9 protein-coding genes and 1 pseudogene are annotated in these 17,374 nt (G+C 48.6%); 9 read left to right on the forward strand and 1 reads right to left on the reverse strand.

Annotated elements, in window-relative coordinates; genetic code table 11:
- Window positions 1–157 precede the first annotated feature (157 nt).
- From ptrA to recD, 3 genes are read left to right on the forward strand one after another with little or no spacing between them, the layout of a single operon-like run.
- A complete protein-coding gene (ptrA, locus tag ACJHWT_RS12675; RefSeq protein WP_001138159.1) occupies window positions 158–3,046 on the forward strand; it encodes a pitrilysin in 2,889 nt (962 codons plus the stop codon).
- Complete coding sequence (recB, locus tag ACJHWT_RS12680) at window positions 3,039–6,581, forward strand: exodeoxyribonuclease V subunit beta (protein ID WP_001696111.1); 3,543 nt, start codon at window positions 3,039–3,041, stop codon at window positions 6,579–6,581. The genes ptrA and recB overlap by 8 nt, the downstream gene beginning before the upstream one ends.
- Window positions 6,581–8,407, forward strand: coding sequence for an exodeoxyribonuclease V subunit alpha (gene recD / locus ACJHWT_RS12685; protein ID WP_000775940.1), 1,827 nt, complete (start codon window positions 6,581–6,583; stop codon window positions 8,405–8,407). Before recB ends, recD begins: the two co-directional genes overlap by 1 nt.
- Before the next feature lie 237 nt (window positions 8,408–8,644).
- On the opposite strand, the gene argA is transcribed toward recD, so the two are convergent.
- Window positions 8,645–9,976: an amino-acid N-acetyltransferase gene (argA, locus tag ACJHWT_RS12690; protein ID WP_000237947.1), complete on the reverse strand. Its 1,332-nt coding sequence runs from the start codon at window positions 9,974–9,976 to the stop codon at window positions 8,645–8,647.
- A gap of 231 nt (window positions 9,977–10,207) precedes the next feature.
- Here argA and amiC point away from each other — a divergent pair, with 231 nt between their 5' ends.
- The 6 genes and pseudogenes from amiC to ACJHWT_RS12720 all read left to right on the forward strand — a co-directional run bounded on the left by amiC (window position 10,208) and on the right by ACJHWT_RS12720 (window position 16,946).
- Window positions 10,208–11,461 carry an N-acetylmuramoyl-L-alanine amidase AmiC gene (gene amiC, locus ACJHWT_RS12695; protein ID WP_000016907.1) on the forward strand — a complete coding sequence of 418 codons (1,254 nt, stop codon included), beginning with the start codon at window positions 10,208–10,210 and terminating at the stop codon, window positions 11,459–11,461.
- Between the two features lie 257 nt (window positions 11,462–11,718).
- A complete protein-coding gene (locus ACJHWT_RS12700) occupies window positions 11,719–12,543 on the forward strand; it encodes a PRD domain-containing protein (protein ID WP_001318021.1) in 825 nt (274 codons plus the stop codon).
- 31 nt (window positions 12,544–12,574) lie between these two features.
- Window positions 12,575–14,154 (forward strand): annotated as a pseudogene (locus ACJHWT_RS12705) (PTS transporter subunit EIIC).
- Window positions 14,154–15,329 carry a MalY/PatB family protein gene (locus tag ACJHWT_RS12710; protein WP_000382402.1) on the forward strand — a complete coding sequence of 392 codons (1,176 nt, stop codon included), beginning with the start codon at window positions 14,154–14,156 and terminating at the stop codon, window positions 15,327–15,329. Before ACJHWT_RS12705 ends, ACJHWT_RS12710 begins: the two are co-directional and overlap by 1 nt.
- Before the next feature lie 2 nt (window positions 15,330–15,331).
- Window positions 15,332–15,928 (forward strand): SIS domain-containing protein, encoded by a 597-nt coding sequence (locus ACJHWT_RS12715; RefSeq protein ID WP_001089172.1) that lies wholly within the window; start codon window positions 15,332–15,334, stop codon window positions 15,926–15,928.
- Between the two features lie 70 nt (window positions 15,929–15,998).
- Window positions 15,999–16,946: a phosphoglycerate dehydrogenase gene (locus ACJHWT_RS12720; protein WP_001318019.1), complete on the forward strand. Its 948-nt coding sequence runs from the start codon at window positions 15,999–16,001 to the stop codon at window positions 16,944–16,946.
- Window positions 16,947–17,374: the final 428 nt, after the last annotated feature.

The following is a 17,374-nucleotide window of genomic DNA, read 5'->3' on the forward strand; positions in this document are numbered from 1 at the left end:
GCAATATATCTGCTTGCTTTATGATGCGCACCAGTCACGGACTGATGGATATATAGACATAGGCTGACTCGTTCAGCACAAGATTAAATTCTGGCAGATGATTTGCGTTAACCTGTTGAATCTGGCCAGAAAATAAAGTTGATTATGAGGTCCGTGAATGCCCCGCAGCACCTGGTTCAAAGCATTATTGTTGTTTGTTGCCCTTTGGGCACCCTTAAGTCAGGCAGAAACGGGATGGCAGCCGATTCAGGAAACCATCCGTAAAAGTGATAAAGATAACCGCCAGTATCAGGCTATACGTCTGGATAACGGTATGGTGGTCTTGCTGGTTTCTGATCCGCAGGCGGTTAAATCGCTCTCGGCGCTGGTAGTGCCCGTTGGGTCGCTGGAAGATCCCGAGGCGTACCAGGGGCTGGCACATTACCTTGAACATATGAGTCTGATGGGGTCGAAAAAGTACCCGCAGGCTGACAGTCTGGCCGAATATCTCAAAATGCACGGCGGCAGTCACAATGCCAGCACGGCACCGTATCGCACGGCTTTCTATCTGGAAGTTGAGAACGACGCCTTGCCCGGTGCGGTAGACCGCCTGGCGGACGCTATTGCAGAACCCTTGCTCGACAAGAAATACGCCGAACGTGAACGTAATGCAGTGAATGCCGAATTAACCATGGCGCGTACGCGTGACGGGATGCGCATGGCACAGGTCAGCGCAGAAACCATTAACCCGGCACACCCCGGTTCAAAGTTTTCTGGTGGTAACCTCGAAACTTTAAGCGACAAACCCGGAAATCCGGTGCAGCAGGCGCTGAAAGATTTTCACGAGAAATATTACTCTGCCAATCTGATGAAGGCGGTTATTTACAGCAATAAACCGCTGCCGGAGTTGGCAAAAATGGCGGCGGACACCTTTGGTCGCGTGCCGAACAAAGAGAGCAAAAAACCGGAAATCACCGTGCCGGTAGTCACCGACGCGCAAAAAGGTATTATCATTCATTACGTCCCGGCGCTGCCGCGTAAAGTTCTGCGCGTTGAGTTTCGCATCGATAACAATTCAGCGAAGTTCCGTAGTAAAACGGATGAATTGATTACCTATCTGATCGGTAATCGCAGCCCAGGTACACTTTCTGACTGGCTGCAAAAGCAGGGATTAGTTGAGGGCATTAGCGCCAATTCCGATCCTATCGTCAACGGCAACAGCGGCGTATTAGCGATCTCTGCGTCTTTAACCGATAAAGGTCTGGCGAATCGCGATCAGGTTGTGGCGGCCATTTTTAGCTACCTCAATCTGTTACGCGAAAAAGGGATTGATAAACAATACTTCGATGAACTGGCGAATGTGCTGGATATCGACTTTCGTTATCCGTCAATCACCCGTGATATGGATTACGTCGAATGGCTGGCAGATACCATGATTCGCGTTCCTGTTGAGCATACGCTGGATGCAGTCAATATTGCCGATCGGTACGACGCTAAAGCAGTAAAAGAACGCCTGGCGATGATGACGCCGCAGAATGCGCGTATCTGGTATATCAGCCCGAAAGAGCCGCACAACAAAACGGCTTACTTTGTCGATGCGCCGTATCAGGTCGATAAAATTAGCGCACAAACTTTCGCTGACTGGCAGAAAAAAGCCGCCGACATTGCGCTCTCTTTGCCAGAGCTTAACCCCTATATTCCTGACGATTTCTCGCTGATTAAGTCAGAGAAGAAATATGACCATCCAGAGCTTATTGTTGATGAGTCGAATCTGCGTGTGGTCTATGCGCCAAGCCGTTATTTTTCCAGCGAACCCAAAGCTGATGTCAGCCTGATTTTGCGTAATCCGAAAGCCATGGACAGCGCCCGCAATCAGGTGATGTTTGCGCTCAATGATTATCTTGCCGGGCTAGCGCTTGATCAGTTAAGCAACCAGGCGTCGGTTGGTGGCATTAGTTTTTCCACCAACGCTAACAACGGCCTTATGGTTAATGCTAATGGTTACACCCAGCGTCTGCCGCAGCTGTTCCAGGCATTGCTCGAGGGGTACTTTAGCTATACCGCTACGGAAGATCAGCTTGAGCAGGCGAAGTCCTGGTATAACCAGATGATGGATTCCGCAGAAAAGGGCAAAGCGTTCGAGCAGGCGATTATGCCCGCGCAGATGCTCTCGCAAGTGCCGTACTTCTCGCGAGATGAACGGCGCAAAATTTTGCCTTCAATCACTTTGAAAGAGGTGCTGGCCTATCGCGACGCCTTAAAATCAGGGGCTCGACCAGAGTTTATGGTTATTGGCAACATGACCGAAGCCCAGGCAACAACGCTGGCACGCGATGTGCAAAAACAGTTGGGCGCTGATGGTTCGGAGTGGTGCCGTAACAAAGATGTCGTGGTCGATAAAAAACAATCTGTCATCTTTGAAAAAGCCGGTAACAGCACCGACTCCGCACTGGCAGCGGTATTTGTACCGACTGGCTACGATGAATACACCAGCTCAGCCTATAGCTCTCTGTTGGGGCAGATCGTACAGCCGTGGTTCTACAATCAGTTGCGTACCGAAGAACAGTTGGGCTATGCCGTGTTTGCGTTTCCAATGAGCGTGGGGCGTCAGTGGGGCATGGGCTTCCTTTTGCAAAGCAATGATAAACAGCCTTCATTCTTGTGGGAGCGTTACAAGGCGTTTTTCCCAACCGCAGAGGCAAAATTGCGGGCGATGAAGCCAGAGGAGTTTGCGCAAATCCAGCAGGCGGTAATAACCCAGATGCTGCAGGCACCGCAAACGCTCGGCGAAGAAGCATCGAAGTTAAGTAAAGATTTCGATCGCGGCAATATGCGCTTCGATTCGCGTGATAAAATCGTGGCCCAGATAAAACTGCTGACGCCGCAAAAACTTGCTGATTTCTTCCATCAGGCGGTGGTCGAGCCGCAAGGCATGGCTATTCTGTCGCAGATTTCCGGCAGCCAGAACGGGAAAGCCGAATATGTGCATCCTGAAGGCTGGAAAGTGTGGGAGAACGTCAGCGCGTTGCAGCAAACAATGCCCCTGATGAGTGAAAAGAATGAGTGATGTCGCCGAGACACTAGATCCTTTGCGCTTGCCCTTACAGGGCGAGCGCCTGATTGAAGCCTCTGCCGGCACAGGCAAAACCTTTACGATTGCGGCGCTCTATTTGCGCCTGTTACTTGGACTAGGCGGTTCTGCCGCCTTTCCCCGCCCGCTGACCGTTGAAGAACTGCTGGTGGTCACCTTTACCGAGGCTGCCACGGCAGAATTGCGCGGTCGTATCCGTAGCAATATCCACGAGTTGCGCATCGCCTGTCTGCGTGAAACCACCGACAATCCACTGTACGAACGCCTGCTGGAAGAGATCGACGATAAAGCGCAAGCCGCGCAGTGGTTGTTGTTAGCCGAACGGCAGATGGATGAAGCGGCAGTCTTTACTATTCACGGTTTTTGCCAGCGCATGCTCAACCTGAATGCCTTTGAATCCGGCATGCTGTTTGAGCAGCAGCTGATTGAAGATGAGTCTCTGCTACGTTACCAGGCCTGCGCCGATTTCTGGCGTCGCCACTGCTACCCGCTGCCGCGTGAAATTGCCCAGGTCGTCTTTGAAACCTGGAAAGGGCCGCAGGCGTTACTGCGCGATATTAATCGTTATCTGCAAGGCGAAGCGCCGGTTATCAAAGCGCCGCCGCCCGATGATGAAACGCTGGCTTCCCGCCACGCGCAAATTGTGGCGCGTATTGATACGGTAAAACAGCAGTGGCGCGACGCGGTGGGTGAACTGGATGCGCTGATCGAATCTTCTGGTATTGATCGACGCAAGTTTAACCGTAGCAATCAGGCTAAATGGATCGACAAGATCAGCGCCTGGGCAGAAGAAGAGACCAACAGTTATCAGTTGCCAGAGTCGCTGGAAAAATTCTCTCAGCGTTTCTTAGAAGATCGCACGAAAGCCGGGGGGGAAACCCCGCGACATCCACTGTTTGAGGCGATCGATCAACTGCTTGCAGAACCATTGTCGATCCGCGATCTGGTGATCACTCGCGCATTAGCTGAGATCCGCGAAACAGTAGCGCGTGAAAAACGCCGCCGTGGCGAATTGGGTTTTGATGACATGTTAAGTCGGCTCGATTCCGCGCTGCGTAGTGAAAGCGGCGAGGTATTGGCAGCGGCGATCCGTACGCGATTCCCGGTGGCAATGATCGATGAATTTCAGGATACCGACCCCCAGCAGTACCGAATTTTTCGCCGTATCTGGCACCATCAGCCGGAAACCGCATTGTTGCTGATTGGCGACCCGAAACAGGCTATTTATGCATTCCGGGGTGCGGATATCTTCACTTATATGAAGGCGCGTAGCGAAGTTCATGCTCACTACACCTTAGATACCAACTGGCGTTCCGCACCGGGAATGGTGAACAGCGTTAACAAACTTTTCAGCCAGACTGATGACGCGTTCATGTTTCGTGAAATACCGTTTATTCCTGTGAAATCTGCCGGCAAAAATCAGGCGTTACGTTTTGTGTTTAAAGGTGAAACGCAGCCTGCGATGAAAATGTGGCTGATGGAAGGCGAAAGCTGCGGCGTTGGCGACTATCAAAGTACCATGGCGCAGGTATGTGCTGCGCAAATCCGCGACTGGCTACAAGCCGGACAGCGGGGCGAAGCGTTGCTGATGAACGGCGACGACGCGCGTCCGGTGCGTGCTTCGGACATCAGTGTGCTGGTGCGCAGCCGCCAGGAGGCCGCCCAGGTGCGCGATGCCTTAACGCTGCTGGAAATCCCTTCCGTTTACCTTTCGAACCGCGACAGTGTTTTTGAAACTCTGGAAGCGCAGGAGATGCTTTGGCTGTTGCAGGCGGTGATGACTCCCGAACGTGAGAACACCCTGCGCAGTGCGCTGGCAACGTCAATGATGGGGCTGAATGCGCTGGATATTGAAACGCTGAATAATGACGAACATGCGTGGGATGCGGTCGTCGAAGAGTTCGATGGTTATCGGCAAATCTGGCGCAAACGTGGCGTTATGCCGATGCTGCGGGCGCTGATGTCGGCGCGTAACATTGCAGAAAACTTGCTGGCAACAGCAGGCGGTGAGCGGCGTCTTACCGATATCTTGCATATCAGCGAATTGCTACAAGAAGCCGGAACGCAGCTGGAAAGTGAACATGCGCTGGTACGCTGGTTATCGCAACATATCCTCGAGCCAGACAGTAATGCCTCCAGCCAACAAATGCGCCTCGAAAGTGATAAACATCTGGTGCAGATTGTCACGATCCATAAATCAAAAGGGCTGGAATATCCGCTGGTCTGGTTGCCATTTATTACCAATTTCCGCGTCCAGGATCAGGCGTTCTATCACGATCGCCACTCGTTTGAGGCAGTTTTGGATCTTAACGCTGCGCCAGAAAGCGTCGATCTCGCGGAGGCCGAACGTCTGGCGGAAGATCTGCGTTTGCTTTACGTGGCGCTGACGCGTTCGGTTTGGCATTGCAGTCTCGGCGTTGCACCGCTGGTGCGCCGTCGTGGCGATAAAAAAGGTGACACCGACGTCCACCAAAGTGCGCTCGGGCGTTTGCTGCAAAAAGGGGAACCGCAAGATGCGGCAGGGCTTCGCACCTGTATTGAAGCGTTATGCGATGATGATATTGCCTGGCAAACGGCACAAACTGGTGATAACCAGCCCTGGCAGGTTAATGATGCTATAACTGCAGAACTGAATGCGAGGACGCTACAACGATTGCCCGGCGATAACTGGCGTGTCACCAGCTACTCCGGTTTGCAGCAGCGTGGTCACGGTATCGCTCAGGATCTGATGCCACGGCTGGATGTTGATGCCGCAGGCGTGGTCAGCGTCGTTGACGAACCGACGTTAACACCGCATCAGTTCCCGCGCGGTGCGTCACCGGGGACATTCTTGCACAGTTTGTTTGAAGACCTCGATTTTACCCAGCCGGTTGACCCGAACTGGGTACAGGAAAAACTGGAACTCGGCGGCTTTGAATCGCAGTGGGAACCGGTGTTGACCGAGTGGATCACGGCTGTCCTCCAGGCACCTCTCAATGAAACGGGTGTTAGCCTGAGTCAGCTTTCCGACCGCGATAAACAGGTGGAGATGGAGTTTTACCTGCCGATTAGCGAACCGCTCATCGCCAGCCAGCTTGATGCACTAATTCGCCAGTTTGACTCGCTATCCGCTGGCTGCCCGCCGCTGGAGTTCATGCAGGTACGCGGCATGTTAAAAGGCTTTATTGACCTGGTGTTCCGCCACGAAGGGCGTTATTACCTGCTCGACTATAAATCCAACTGGTTGGGTGAAGACAGTTCTGCTTACACCCAACAGGCTATGGCAGCGGCAATGCAGGCACACCGCTATGATCTGCAATATCAGCTTTATACCCTGGCGCTGCACCGTTATCTGCGCCATCGCATTGCTGATTACGACTATGAGCGCCACTTTGGCGGCGTTATTTATCTGTTCCTGCGTGGTGTTGATAAAGAACATCCGCAACAAGGGATCTACGCGACCCGACCCAACGCCGGGTTGATTGACCTGATGGATGAGATGTTTGCCGGTATCACCCTGGAGGAGGCGTAATGAAATTGCAAAAGCAATTACTGGAAGCTGTGGAGCACAAACAGTTACGCCCGCTGGATGTGCAATTTGCCCTGACCGTGGCGGGAGATGAACATCCTGCCGTCACCCTCGCGGCAGCCCTGTTAAGCCACGACGCCGGGGAAGGGCATGTCTGTTTACCGCTCTCACGACTGGAAAATAACGAGGCGTCACATCCGCTGTTAGCAACCTGCGTCAGCGAAATCGGTGAGTTACAAAATTGGGAAGAATGCTTGCTGGCTTCACAAGCGGTCAGCCGGGGAGATGAACCAACGCCGATGATCCTCTGTGGTGATCGTCTTTATTTGAATCGCATGTGGTGTAACGAGCGCACAGTGGCACGCTTTTTCAACGAAGTGAATCATGCCATTGAGGTTGATGAAGCTCTACTGGCGCAAACCCTGGACAAACTTTTTCCAGTAAGCGATGAAATTAACTGGCAAAAAGTTGCGGCGGCAGTGGCGCTGACGCGGCGGATTTCGGTGATTTCCGGCGGTCCTGGCACCGGTAAAACGACCACCGTAGCGAAGTTGCTGGCAGCCTTAATTCAAATGGCCGACGGAGAACGCTGCCGTATCCGTCTGGCTGCACCAACGGGTAAAGCTGCCGCGCGCTTAACCGAATCTCTCGGCAAGGCTTTGCGACAATTACCGCTGACCGATGAACAAAAGAAACGCATTCCGGAAGATGCCAGCACTTTGCACCGATTGCTGGGTGCGCAGCCGGGTAGCCAGCGTTTACGTCATCATGCCGGTAACCCGCTGCATCTTGATGTGCTGGTGGTAGATGAAGCGTCAATGATCGATCTGCCTATGATGTCGAGACTGATCGACGCCTTGCCCGATCATGCGCGAGTGATCTTTCTCGGCGATCGTGATCAACTGGCCTCGGTTGAGGCTGGGGCTGTGCTGGGCGATATCTGCGCTTATGCCAACGCGGGCTTTACCGCCGAGCGTGCCGGGCAGTTGAGCCGCCTGACGGGAAGCCACGTTCCAGCAGGAACTGGCACAGAAGCGGCATCTTTGCGCGACAGCCTCTGCCTGCTGCAAAAAAGCTATCGTTTCGGCAGCGATTCTGGCATTGGTCAGTTAGCTGCGGCGATTAACCGTGGTGATAAAACGGTAGTGAAAACCGTTTTTCAGCAGGATTTTACTGATATCGAAAAACGACTTTTACAGAGCGGCGAAGATTATATTGCGATGCTTGAGGAAGCTCTTGCGGGTTACGGACGTTATCTGGATCTGTTGCAAGCGCGTGCCGAGCCGGATTTAATCATTCAGGCGTTCAATGAGTACCAGCTTTTGTGCGCCCTGCGGGAAGGGCCGTTTGGCGTGGCTGGACTGAATGAGCGAATTGAGCAGTTTATGCAACAGAAGCGCAAAATTCATCGTCATCCGCACTCTCGTTGGTACGAAGGCCGACCGGTGATGATTGCCCGTAATGACAGCGCGCTTGGGTTGTTTAATGGCGATATTGGTATTGCGCTGGATCGCGGGCAGGGGACGCGCGTCTGGTTTGCGATGCCGGACGGCAATATTAAGTCTGTGCAACCGAGTCGCCTGCCAGAGCACGAAACGACGTGGGCGATGACGGTACATAAATCGCAGGGATCGGAGTTCGACCATGCGGCGTTGATTTTACCGAGTCAACGCACGCCGGTAGTAACGCGAGAGCTGGTTTACACCGCAGTGACCCGCGCGCGTCGCCGTCTGTCGCTGTATGCCGATGAGCGCATATTAAGTGCGGCAATCGCCACTCGTACTGAGCGGCGCAGTGGTCTGGCGGCGTTGTTTAGTTCGCGGGAATAAACGTGATTGCCTGATGCGACGCATGCGCGTCCTGTCATGCCTCCGGGCATTGCGCATATGCGCATCTGGCGATTTCCGTCGCTTACCCTAAATCCGCCATCAACACCTTTGATTTGATGTAGGTCGGATAAGGCGTTCACGCCGCATCCGACGATGAGCGTCAATACCTGATGCGATGCTAGCGTGTTTATCATGCCTCCAGGCATTGCGCATGTCGCATCTGGCGATTTCCACCACTTACCCCAAATCCGCCATCAACACTTTGGATTTACGCTGGTAGTTGTACAACTGCTTTTTGCTCTCGGGTAGTAAATCAATATCCACCGGGGTAAATCCACGTTCCTGGAACCAGTGAATACTGCGCGTGGTCAGCACAAACAATTTGCTTAAGCCGCTCTGCTTCGCCTGAGCGGCAATGCGTTCCAGCAGAACCTCGCCCCGTGATGAACTGCGGTAATCCGGGTGAACTGCCACACAGGCCATTTCCCCAATCTTCTCTTCCGGGAACGGATAGAGCGCGGCGCAGGCAATAGTCGTGTTATCGCGCTGAATAATGGTGAATTTGTCGATTTCCATCTCCAGCTGCTCGCGAGAACGGCGTACCAGAATACCTTGCTGCTCCAGCGGGCGAATCAACTCCAGAATACCGCCAATATCGTTGATTGTTGCGCGACGAATCTGCTCGGCGCTTTCCATCACAATCTGCGTACCGATACCGTCGCGTGAGAACAACTCTTGCAATAGCGCGCCATCTTCCTGATAACTGATTAAATGACAGCGACGCACGCCGCTGCGGCAGGCTTTCACTGCGCCACGCAAAAAGCGCACCGTACCGGAGTTGTAATCACCTTTCTCTTCCTGGGCTTCTACCCGTGCTTGCGCTTCGTTAGGGAAAAGTTCGGAGACAATATCACCGTCGTCATTAGTGACGCCCTGGGAAGAGCAAAAACCAATCATCTTTTCAGCTTTCAGTTTGATGGCCAGTTGAGTGGCAATCTCTTCCGAGGTCAGATTAAAGCTCTCGCCAGTGACTGAAACAGCGACCGGCCCCATTAGCACTATTGCACCGCTGTCCAGTTGACGATGGATCGCGTCTTCATCAATCCGCCGGATACGCCCGCTATGGCAGTAATCCACGCCGTCATCGACGCCCAGCGGCTGGGCGATAATAAAATTGCCACTGACGACGTTGATATGCGCGCCCTGTAGCGGCGTGTTATTGAGACTCATCGACAGGCGAGCAGTAATATCCAGTTGCAATGTTCCCGCAGCCTGCTTCACCAGTTCCAGTGTTTTGGCGTCGGTCACACGTATATTCTTGTGATACAGCGGTTCGTGGTGATGCGCAGCCAGATTTGCGTCGATCTGCGGACGTGCGCCATAGACCACCACCAGACGGATGCCGAGGCTGTGCAACAACCCGATATCATTAACGATACTGGAGAAATTCTCATGCTCAATGGCTTCACCGCCGAGCATGATGACAAATGTTTTTCCCCGGTGGGTATTGATATAGGGAACCGAATGGCGGAATCCCTCGACCAGCTCGGTTTTACGTTCCTTTACCACGGTACACCTCTTTGCATGATTATTCGAAATTATTGTATTTTTATTCTGTTTTTTCGCAGGGTGCAAGTGTAAATTTTATGCGGGAGAGAGTTTTTTATCAGTAATACCGTGAATATAAAAAGAATGTTTACCGTTTTATAGATGACAGATTATGCGTCTTTCGCTAAAGTTTCCGGTCAAATTGGTCGTTTACTTGTTACACAGCTTAGATTTCTTTTGCTCGGGAGAGGCATGTCAGGATCCAACACTGCAATCAGCCGTCGTCGTTTACTGCAAGGCGCGGGTGCCATGTGGCTATTGAGCGTAAGTCAGGTCAGCCTGGCTGCGGTCAGCCAGGTCGTGGCGGTGCGCGTCTGGCCTGCGTCCAGCTACACCCGCGTGACGGTAGAATCAAATCGTCAGCTGAAATATAAGCAGTTCGCGTTGAGTAACCCGGAACGCGTGGTGGTGGATATCGAAGATGTAAACCTGAACTCGGTACTCAAGGGGATGGCGGCACAAATTCGTGCAGACGACCCGTTCATCAAGTCGGCGCGCGTCGGGCAATTTGACCCGCAAACCGTACGCATGGTTTTTGAATTAAAGCAAAACGTAAAACCGCAGCTGTTTGCCCTTGCGCCGGTCGCCGGGTTTAAAGAGCGTCTGGTGATGGACCTCTATCCGGCCAATGCACAGGATATGCAGGACCCGCTGCTGGCGCTGCTGGAGGATTACAACAAAGGCGACCTCGAAAAGCAGGTGCCGCCAGCGCAAAGTGGTCCACAACCAGGTAAAGCAGGGCGCGATCGTCCGATTGTCATTATGCTTGACCCTGGCCACGGTGGCGAAGACTCCGGTGCGGTGGGGAAATACAAAACGCGCGAAAAAGACGTGGTATTGCAAATAGCTCGCCGTCTGCGCTCTCTGATCGAGAAAGAGGGCAATATGAAGGTGTACATGACGCGCAATGAAGACATCTTCATTCCGTTGCAAGTGCGCGTAGCAAAAGCCCAGAAACAGCGTGCCGACCTGTTTGTCTCTATCCATGCCGACGCCTTTACCAGTCGTCAGCCGAGCGGTTCCTCTGTGTTTGCGCTCTCAACCAAAGGTGCAACCAGTACTGCGGCAAAATATCTGGCACAAACCCAGAACGCCTCGGACTTGATTGGTGGCGTGAGCAAAAGCGGTGACCGCTATGTCGACCACACCATGTTCGATATGGTGCAGTCGCTGACCATTGCCGACAGCCTGAAGTTTGGTAAAGCGGTGCTGAATAAGCTCGGTAAAATCAACAAGCTGCATAAAAATCAGGTTGAACAAGCCGGGTTTGCCGTGCTGAAAGCGCCTGATATACCCTCCATTTTGGTCGAAACGGCGTTTATCAGTAACGTTGAGGAAGAACGTAAACTGAAAACGGCAACCTTCCAGCAGGAAGTTGCGGAATCAATCCTCGCAGGGATAAAGGCGTATTTTGCCGATGGGGCGACGCTGGCGAGAAGGGGATAATGTTTTTATTTATTCAATGAATTTATATTTCGTTGAATAGATAATATTTACCTGAATATTAGACGTTGGTTTTGTGACTGATGTCGAATATTTGAATGTCGGCTTGAAAAATAAGCCGACCATCTCTTTAATTAAGCACAATTCCGTGTAATGTATATGCATTAGTTAATCATCTTGTAACTGTTAAATCAGGCAAGGCAATGTTTGAAGTAGTTATTACTTCTGACGTGCCTTGCCTTTTTTTTTGGAGCTATGGAATGATCATCGAAAAAGTCATGAACAATAATTGTGTACAGGCATCGATGAATGGACAGGAGGTTATCATTTCTGGGCCTGGCGTCGGTTACAACAAAAAATATGGAATGTCGGTCCCTGAGCATCCGGCTAACCGGATTTTTTATGTCAGAAATGAACAAAAAAATAAACTCTACAAATTGATTGAGCATGTGGATATCGAGTATGTTTTTGTTGCCGAAAAAATAGTGCAATATGCGGAGAACAATCTCGAAAAAAATCTCAATCCATCGCTACTATTGATTCTTGCTGATCATATTTCGAATGCAATATCCCGAGTCGCTTCAGGCATACAAATTAATAATGTTTTCCTTGATGAAATCAAAGCGTTGTACAAAGCAGAGTATGCGATAAGTCGCGATGCATTAACTATCATTAATGAGCAATTCAGCGTTCAACTTCCTGATGATGAGATTGGTTTTATAGCATTGCATATCTTAAATAATTATGAAAATTCAGTTGATTATGAATCAGTACGGATTATTGAGTTGTCGCAAATAATCACGGGGCTTATTGAAGTTGTTTATAACAGAAAGGTGGACAGAAGTTCATTTAATTATTCCAGGTTCATGATACACCTTAAATATTTTTCAAGTCGCGTATTATGCAATGAAAAAATAAAACAGAAAGATATTGGTGATCTCTATGAACAGTTTCTTGAGAAAGACATTCTGTTACAGCGCGCAATTCATGAAATTGAAAGGTATTTGTACGCCACTTTTAAATATGAATTGATTTTGGAAGAAAAACTATATCTCTCTATTCGCACCAAAGTATTAATGGACTAATTATATATAACATTTATATGAGATAACCCGCATGAAACAAAAGAAAGCCTGGAGTTTTTTTCAGAGCCTGGGAAAGGCATTTATGTATCCCATCGCTCTGCTAAGTGTATGTGCATGATGTTAGGGCTAGGAAGTGGTTTAGCCAGCGATGATATGGCAAAATTAATTCCACTACTGGCTATTCCCGTAATTAAAACCATTCTTGATTTTATTGTTAGCCTTGGTTTGTTTGCCTTTGTCAATTTACCTGTATTGTTTGCGATAGCTATACCTCTGGGGTTATTAAAAGAGAAAGAGGATAAAGCCTATGGCGCTTTTTCTGGCTTAATTGGTTTCATGGCGATGCATCTGGGAACGAACTTTTATCTTAAACAACATGACTTATTGGTCGCTGCTGATCAAATGTCGACACATGGGCAAACCATTATTCTGGGAATCCAGTCCTACAATACCAGTGTGTTGGGTGGGATTATAGCAGGATTATTAGTCGCCAGTATGTATAAAAAGATCGTTAACTTACGTATTCCTGAATCATTAGGATTTTATAGTGGTCCACGCCTGGTGCCTATTATTACACTGATTGTGATGAGTGGATTTGGTCTGATCATCCCTTTTATCTGGCCGCCATTTTTCAATCTTTTCATGCTCATTGGCCACTGGATTTCAACTTCCGGTCCTGTTGGCTATTTTTTCTATGCAGTCGCCGAACGCGTGACGATACCTTTTGGTTTAAATCACCTGGTGACGTCAGTTTTCCGCTTTACCCCCATCGGCGGATCGGCAGTGATCGGCGGCGAAGAGTATTATGGCACCCTGAACATGTTTATGGCGTACGTCAAAGAGAATGCGGTCATTCCGCTGGATTTGGCGGGGAAAATGGAACAGGGCAAACTGATGATTCAGTATGGTCTGGCTGGTGCCGCGCTGGCGATGTATCGCACTGCTCATGCTCAAAACAGAAAAGCTATCAAAGCATTGCTTATTTCCGGGGTGCTTACAGTCATTATTGGCGGCGTCAGCGAACCGATTGAGTTTCTGTTCTTATTTGTCAGTCCACTGCTATTTGTCTTCCATGCTTTTATGAATGGCTTCGCCAACATGGTCTTGCCATATATGGGCGTGAAGATGGGATTTACTGGCGATCTGATTCAATTTATTAGCTTTGGCGTATTGCGTGGCACAAGAACAGGTTGGCCAATAGCGATGTGTGTCGAAGTGGCCTATTTCTTTATTTATTACTTTGTGTTCCGTTGGACTATTCTCAAATTTAACCTGATGACGGTAGGCCGTGAAGAGTCCAGTCCTGTCACGCTGAACGCTCATGAGGATACGGCTATAGCGGATATCCCAACGCTTGATAAATCAGAGCTGCAAGCAGCGGAGCAGATGGTTAAGGCACTTGGTGGTAAAGAGAATATTAAATCCCTGGATAATTGCGTAACTCGTTTACGTTTAACAATCGCAGATATGGGATTGATTGACGAGGCAGCAATAAAAAGAGCTGGCGGAATTGCGGTTGTTAAACTTGATCAAAATACCCTACAAGTCATTATCGGTACTAAAGTCATCGCCTTGCGTCGGGATATGGATAACTACATGGGGATATGCTGATGGATGTTTTTAATACTCCTATTTCCCGCAAAGGAACATATTGTACCCAATGGGACTTTTGCGAGGACAGATTTGGTGTAAAAGATGTATTACCATTCTCTATTTCAGATATGGATCTTCCGATACCGGAAGCTATCATCAGGGCATTAAGAAAACGTCTGGAACACCCGATTTTAGGGTACAGCCGTTGGCAGCATGATGACTATCTGAATGCGATAGTCAATTGGTATCATCAACAATATAAAACTGAAATCAAACCAGAATGGATAACCTATAGCCCAAGCGTGATGTACTCCATTGCTAAAGCAATAGAGTTATTGACATCGCATGGTGATAATATTCTCGTTTTTACACCTGTCTATAATGCATTTTTTGATATAATTAAACATAGTGAGAGAAATATTCTGACAGCCTCTTTGATTATAAAAAATGAGGGGGGCTACGCTATCAATTGGCAAGATTTTGATCTTAAGATTCAAAGCGCAAAGATGGTGTTATTATGTAATCCTCATAACCCGACAGGAACCGTCTGGTCGGAAGAAGATCTGCATAAAATCGCTGCAAGCTGTGCAAGACATAATGTCTGGTTATGTTCAGATGAAATTCACAGTGATTTTGTTTTTAATCGTAGCTTTACATCTGCGCTTAAAATAAAAAAAGAAAAAGTAGTGGTGTTTAATTCGATATCGAAGACATTTAATGTTCCTGCGCTAACAGGATCGTATATGATTTCAACTGACGATAATTTTAATCATAAGTTCAGAACGATATCAAGATATCGCGATTTTGTAAACTCCCCATCCGTACTGAATATAATTGCAACTATTATTGCCTATAACGAATGTGAGGGATGGTTAAAGTCATTAAAGGCACATATTGCCTCTAACATTCAATTCACCCAGCAGTATCTGAACGAAAATACTCCAGAATTGATCGTAAGGCCAGCTGATGGTTGCTATTTTTCGTGGATAGATTGCTCTGCTATTGGTTATTCCTTTGATGAATTCTACAGTCGATTAATTCATGAAGGCAAAGTGGGCATTATGGCGGGGAATGTCTATGGAACGGAGGGGGAGGGCTACCTTCGTCTGAACCTGGCCTGCGGTCGAGAAAAATTATATATGGGGCTTACGCGTCTTGCGAGTGTAATTAAAAATATTAATCAAGGAAAATAAAAATGAACAGTACGGATCTTATCCATCTCATTAAACATTTTATGCGTAACGAACATAAAGCAGTTGAAGAAGTTATTGATTCCCCCCTTTCGGAGGTCGCAAATTTAATTAAAGTATTACAGTCTTGTCAGGGGAAAGTTGTTTTTATTGGTGTCGGTAAGTCCGGTATTATTGCCCGAAAACTCGCCGCAACATTTGCCAGCACTGGAACTCCCTCGTTTTTTGTTCACGGTACTGAAGCCGTACACGGCGATCTTGGGATGGTGGCGAAAGATGATGTTGTTATTCTTATTTCAAACAGTGGTGAGACGACAGAAATCCTGGCAACACTACCTAGTCTGAAAAAAATGGGTAATTATTTGATCTCCTTTACCCGCAGTCATCGCTCATCGCTTGCGATAAGTTGTGATTTATCCGTTGAAATTCCCGTAAAAAGTGAGGCGGATAATTTAGGTTTAGCGCCGTCATGCTCATCAACAGTCGTTCTGGTTGTTGGTGATGCGGTGGCGCTTGCGCTCTCCGAATTGAAAAAGTTTACTCGTGCTGATTTCGGCTTATATCATCCAGGAGGTGCGCTCGGTATTAAAGCAAACTCATAATTTTAGAATATAAAACAGTAACCGGTCACGCCATCTTTTGGGGTGGCGTTCATTGATGTGAGTGTCAGCTATGAAAAACGTTCTGGTCACCGTTCCCAGCTTTTCAGCGCGTTGTGTTTCTGCCAGCAAGCTGCTAAGAGAAAATCATTTTAACCTTATTATCAAGAATAATGTGGAGCATCTGGTTAAATCAGAATCCACAGTATTACGAGAATCTATTTGCGCAGTCATTGCCGGAAAAGATTGTTATCAAGCGGATACGTTATCGCGACTACCAGGAGTGAAAATAATATCGAGATTCGGGACAGGGATTGATAATATTGATCTTCATACGGCTCGACAATCAGGTATTGTGGTCAATAATGCTGTTGGGATTAATTCAAATGCAGTCGCGGAATTTATCATCGGTCTTATTTTTGCGAGCATGAGAAATATCCCCGGTAGCTATCATGCAATGCAAAATGGTTATTGGGGCGAGTCGCATGGCTGCGAGTTACAAGGTAAACGTATTGGCCTGCTTGGCTACGGCAATATTGGCAAAACACTGGCGAAAAGGTTATCTGGTTTTGATGTTGAGCTTTTAGCTTTTGACAAACAACCCGATTTCCAGGCCGCAGGCAAAGATGGAGTTCAGTTCGTATCAATTGAAGATATCTTTATGCAGTCTCATGTCATCATCGTTCTTTTGCCATTTTCTCCGGAGCTGGAGAACTTCATTAGTCATAAATATTTGTCGATGATGCGCAATGGTGCTCTTATCATCAACGCCGCAAGGGGAAAGTTGCTGGATGAGGGTGCTTTACTTCAGGTAATTGAAGAACGAAATGTTTTTGCAGCGCTGGATGTGTTTAGCTCTGAACCGCTAGCGCAATTTAGCCCATTGCTACATGCCAGGAATATCATTACAACGCCGCATATTGCGGCCGCCACCGTTGAGTCATACCAGCAAACCGGGATATACGTTGCCAGGTCGATAATAGATTTCTTTGCAGGAAGGGAGATAAAAAACGTGCTGTGAGTTCAGCTAAGGAAGATTTCAGGTACAAAAAAACCGCAATTTGTGAAACACATTGCGGTTTATCAGCATCATAGGTGTTGGTTGCGGGGGCCACAGTCAAGAGGTTAATCCAACCTTTTGAAACTTAAGACATTCACTGTTCCCGAACCCAAGCTATCTACCGAAATATACACTCATTATCTGATGTGAATCAACGAGTAGATCGAATGGCCTGTTCCTCTCTTTTTTGTACACAGAGACTCCTTTTAAAAAATGGCAAGGGCACATATCCCTTATTGGTACATAAATCCCCCGATGTTTACTGACTTTGTTCCACCTGCGTATTTTCATGAAAGGAGATCACTCAATAACTTCCATCGAGATCGGGTAATAACATTTGAACAGATCGCTGAATAACATCGATGGAGATCACTTTTGACTCATTTTGT

Origin of the sequence: Escherichia sp. WS338 (assembly GCF_046486405.1) — a bacterium.
GTDB lineage: Bacteria > Pseudomonadota > Gammaproteobacteria > Enterobacterales > Enterobacteriaceae > Escherichia > Escherichia coli.

Bases quoted from the DNA above. Each gene is read 5' to 3' on its own strand.
- ACJHWT_RS12700 (WP_001318021.1), top strand. From the start codon at position 11,719: ATGATCATCGAAAAAGTCATGAACAATAATTGTGTACAGGCATCGATG.
- ptrA (WP_001138159.1), top strand. From the start codon at position 158: ATGCCCCGCAGCACCTGGTTCAAAGCATTATTGTTGTTTGTTGCCCTT.
- recD (WP_000775940.1), top strand. From the start codon at position 6,581: ATGAAATTGCAAAAGCAATTACTGGAAGCTGTGGAGCACAAACAGTTA.
- ACJHWT_RS12710 (WP_000382402.1), top strand. From the start codon at position 14,154: ATGGATGTTTTTAATACTCCTATTTCCCGCAAAGGAACATATTGTACC.
- recB (WP_001696111.1), top strand. From the start codon at position 3,039: ATGAGTGATGTCGCCGAGACACTAGATCCTTTGCGCTTGCCCTTACAG.
- ACJHWT_RS12720 (WP_001318019.1), top strand. From the start codon at position 15,999: ATGAAAAACGTTCTGGTCACCGTTCCCAGCTTTTCAGCGCGTTGTGTT.
- ACJHWT_RS12715 (WP_001089172.1), top strand. From the start codon at position 15,332: ATGAACAGTACGGATCTTATCCATCTCATTAAACATTTTATGCGTAAC.
- amiC (WP_000016907.1), top strand. From the start codon at position 10,208: ATGTCAGGATCCAACACTGCAATCAGCCGTCGTCGTTTACTGCAAGGC.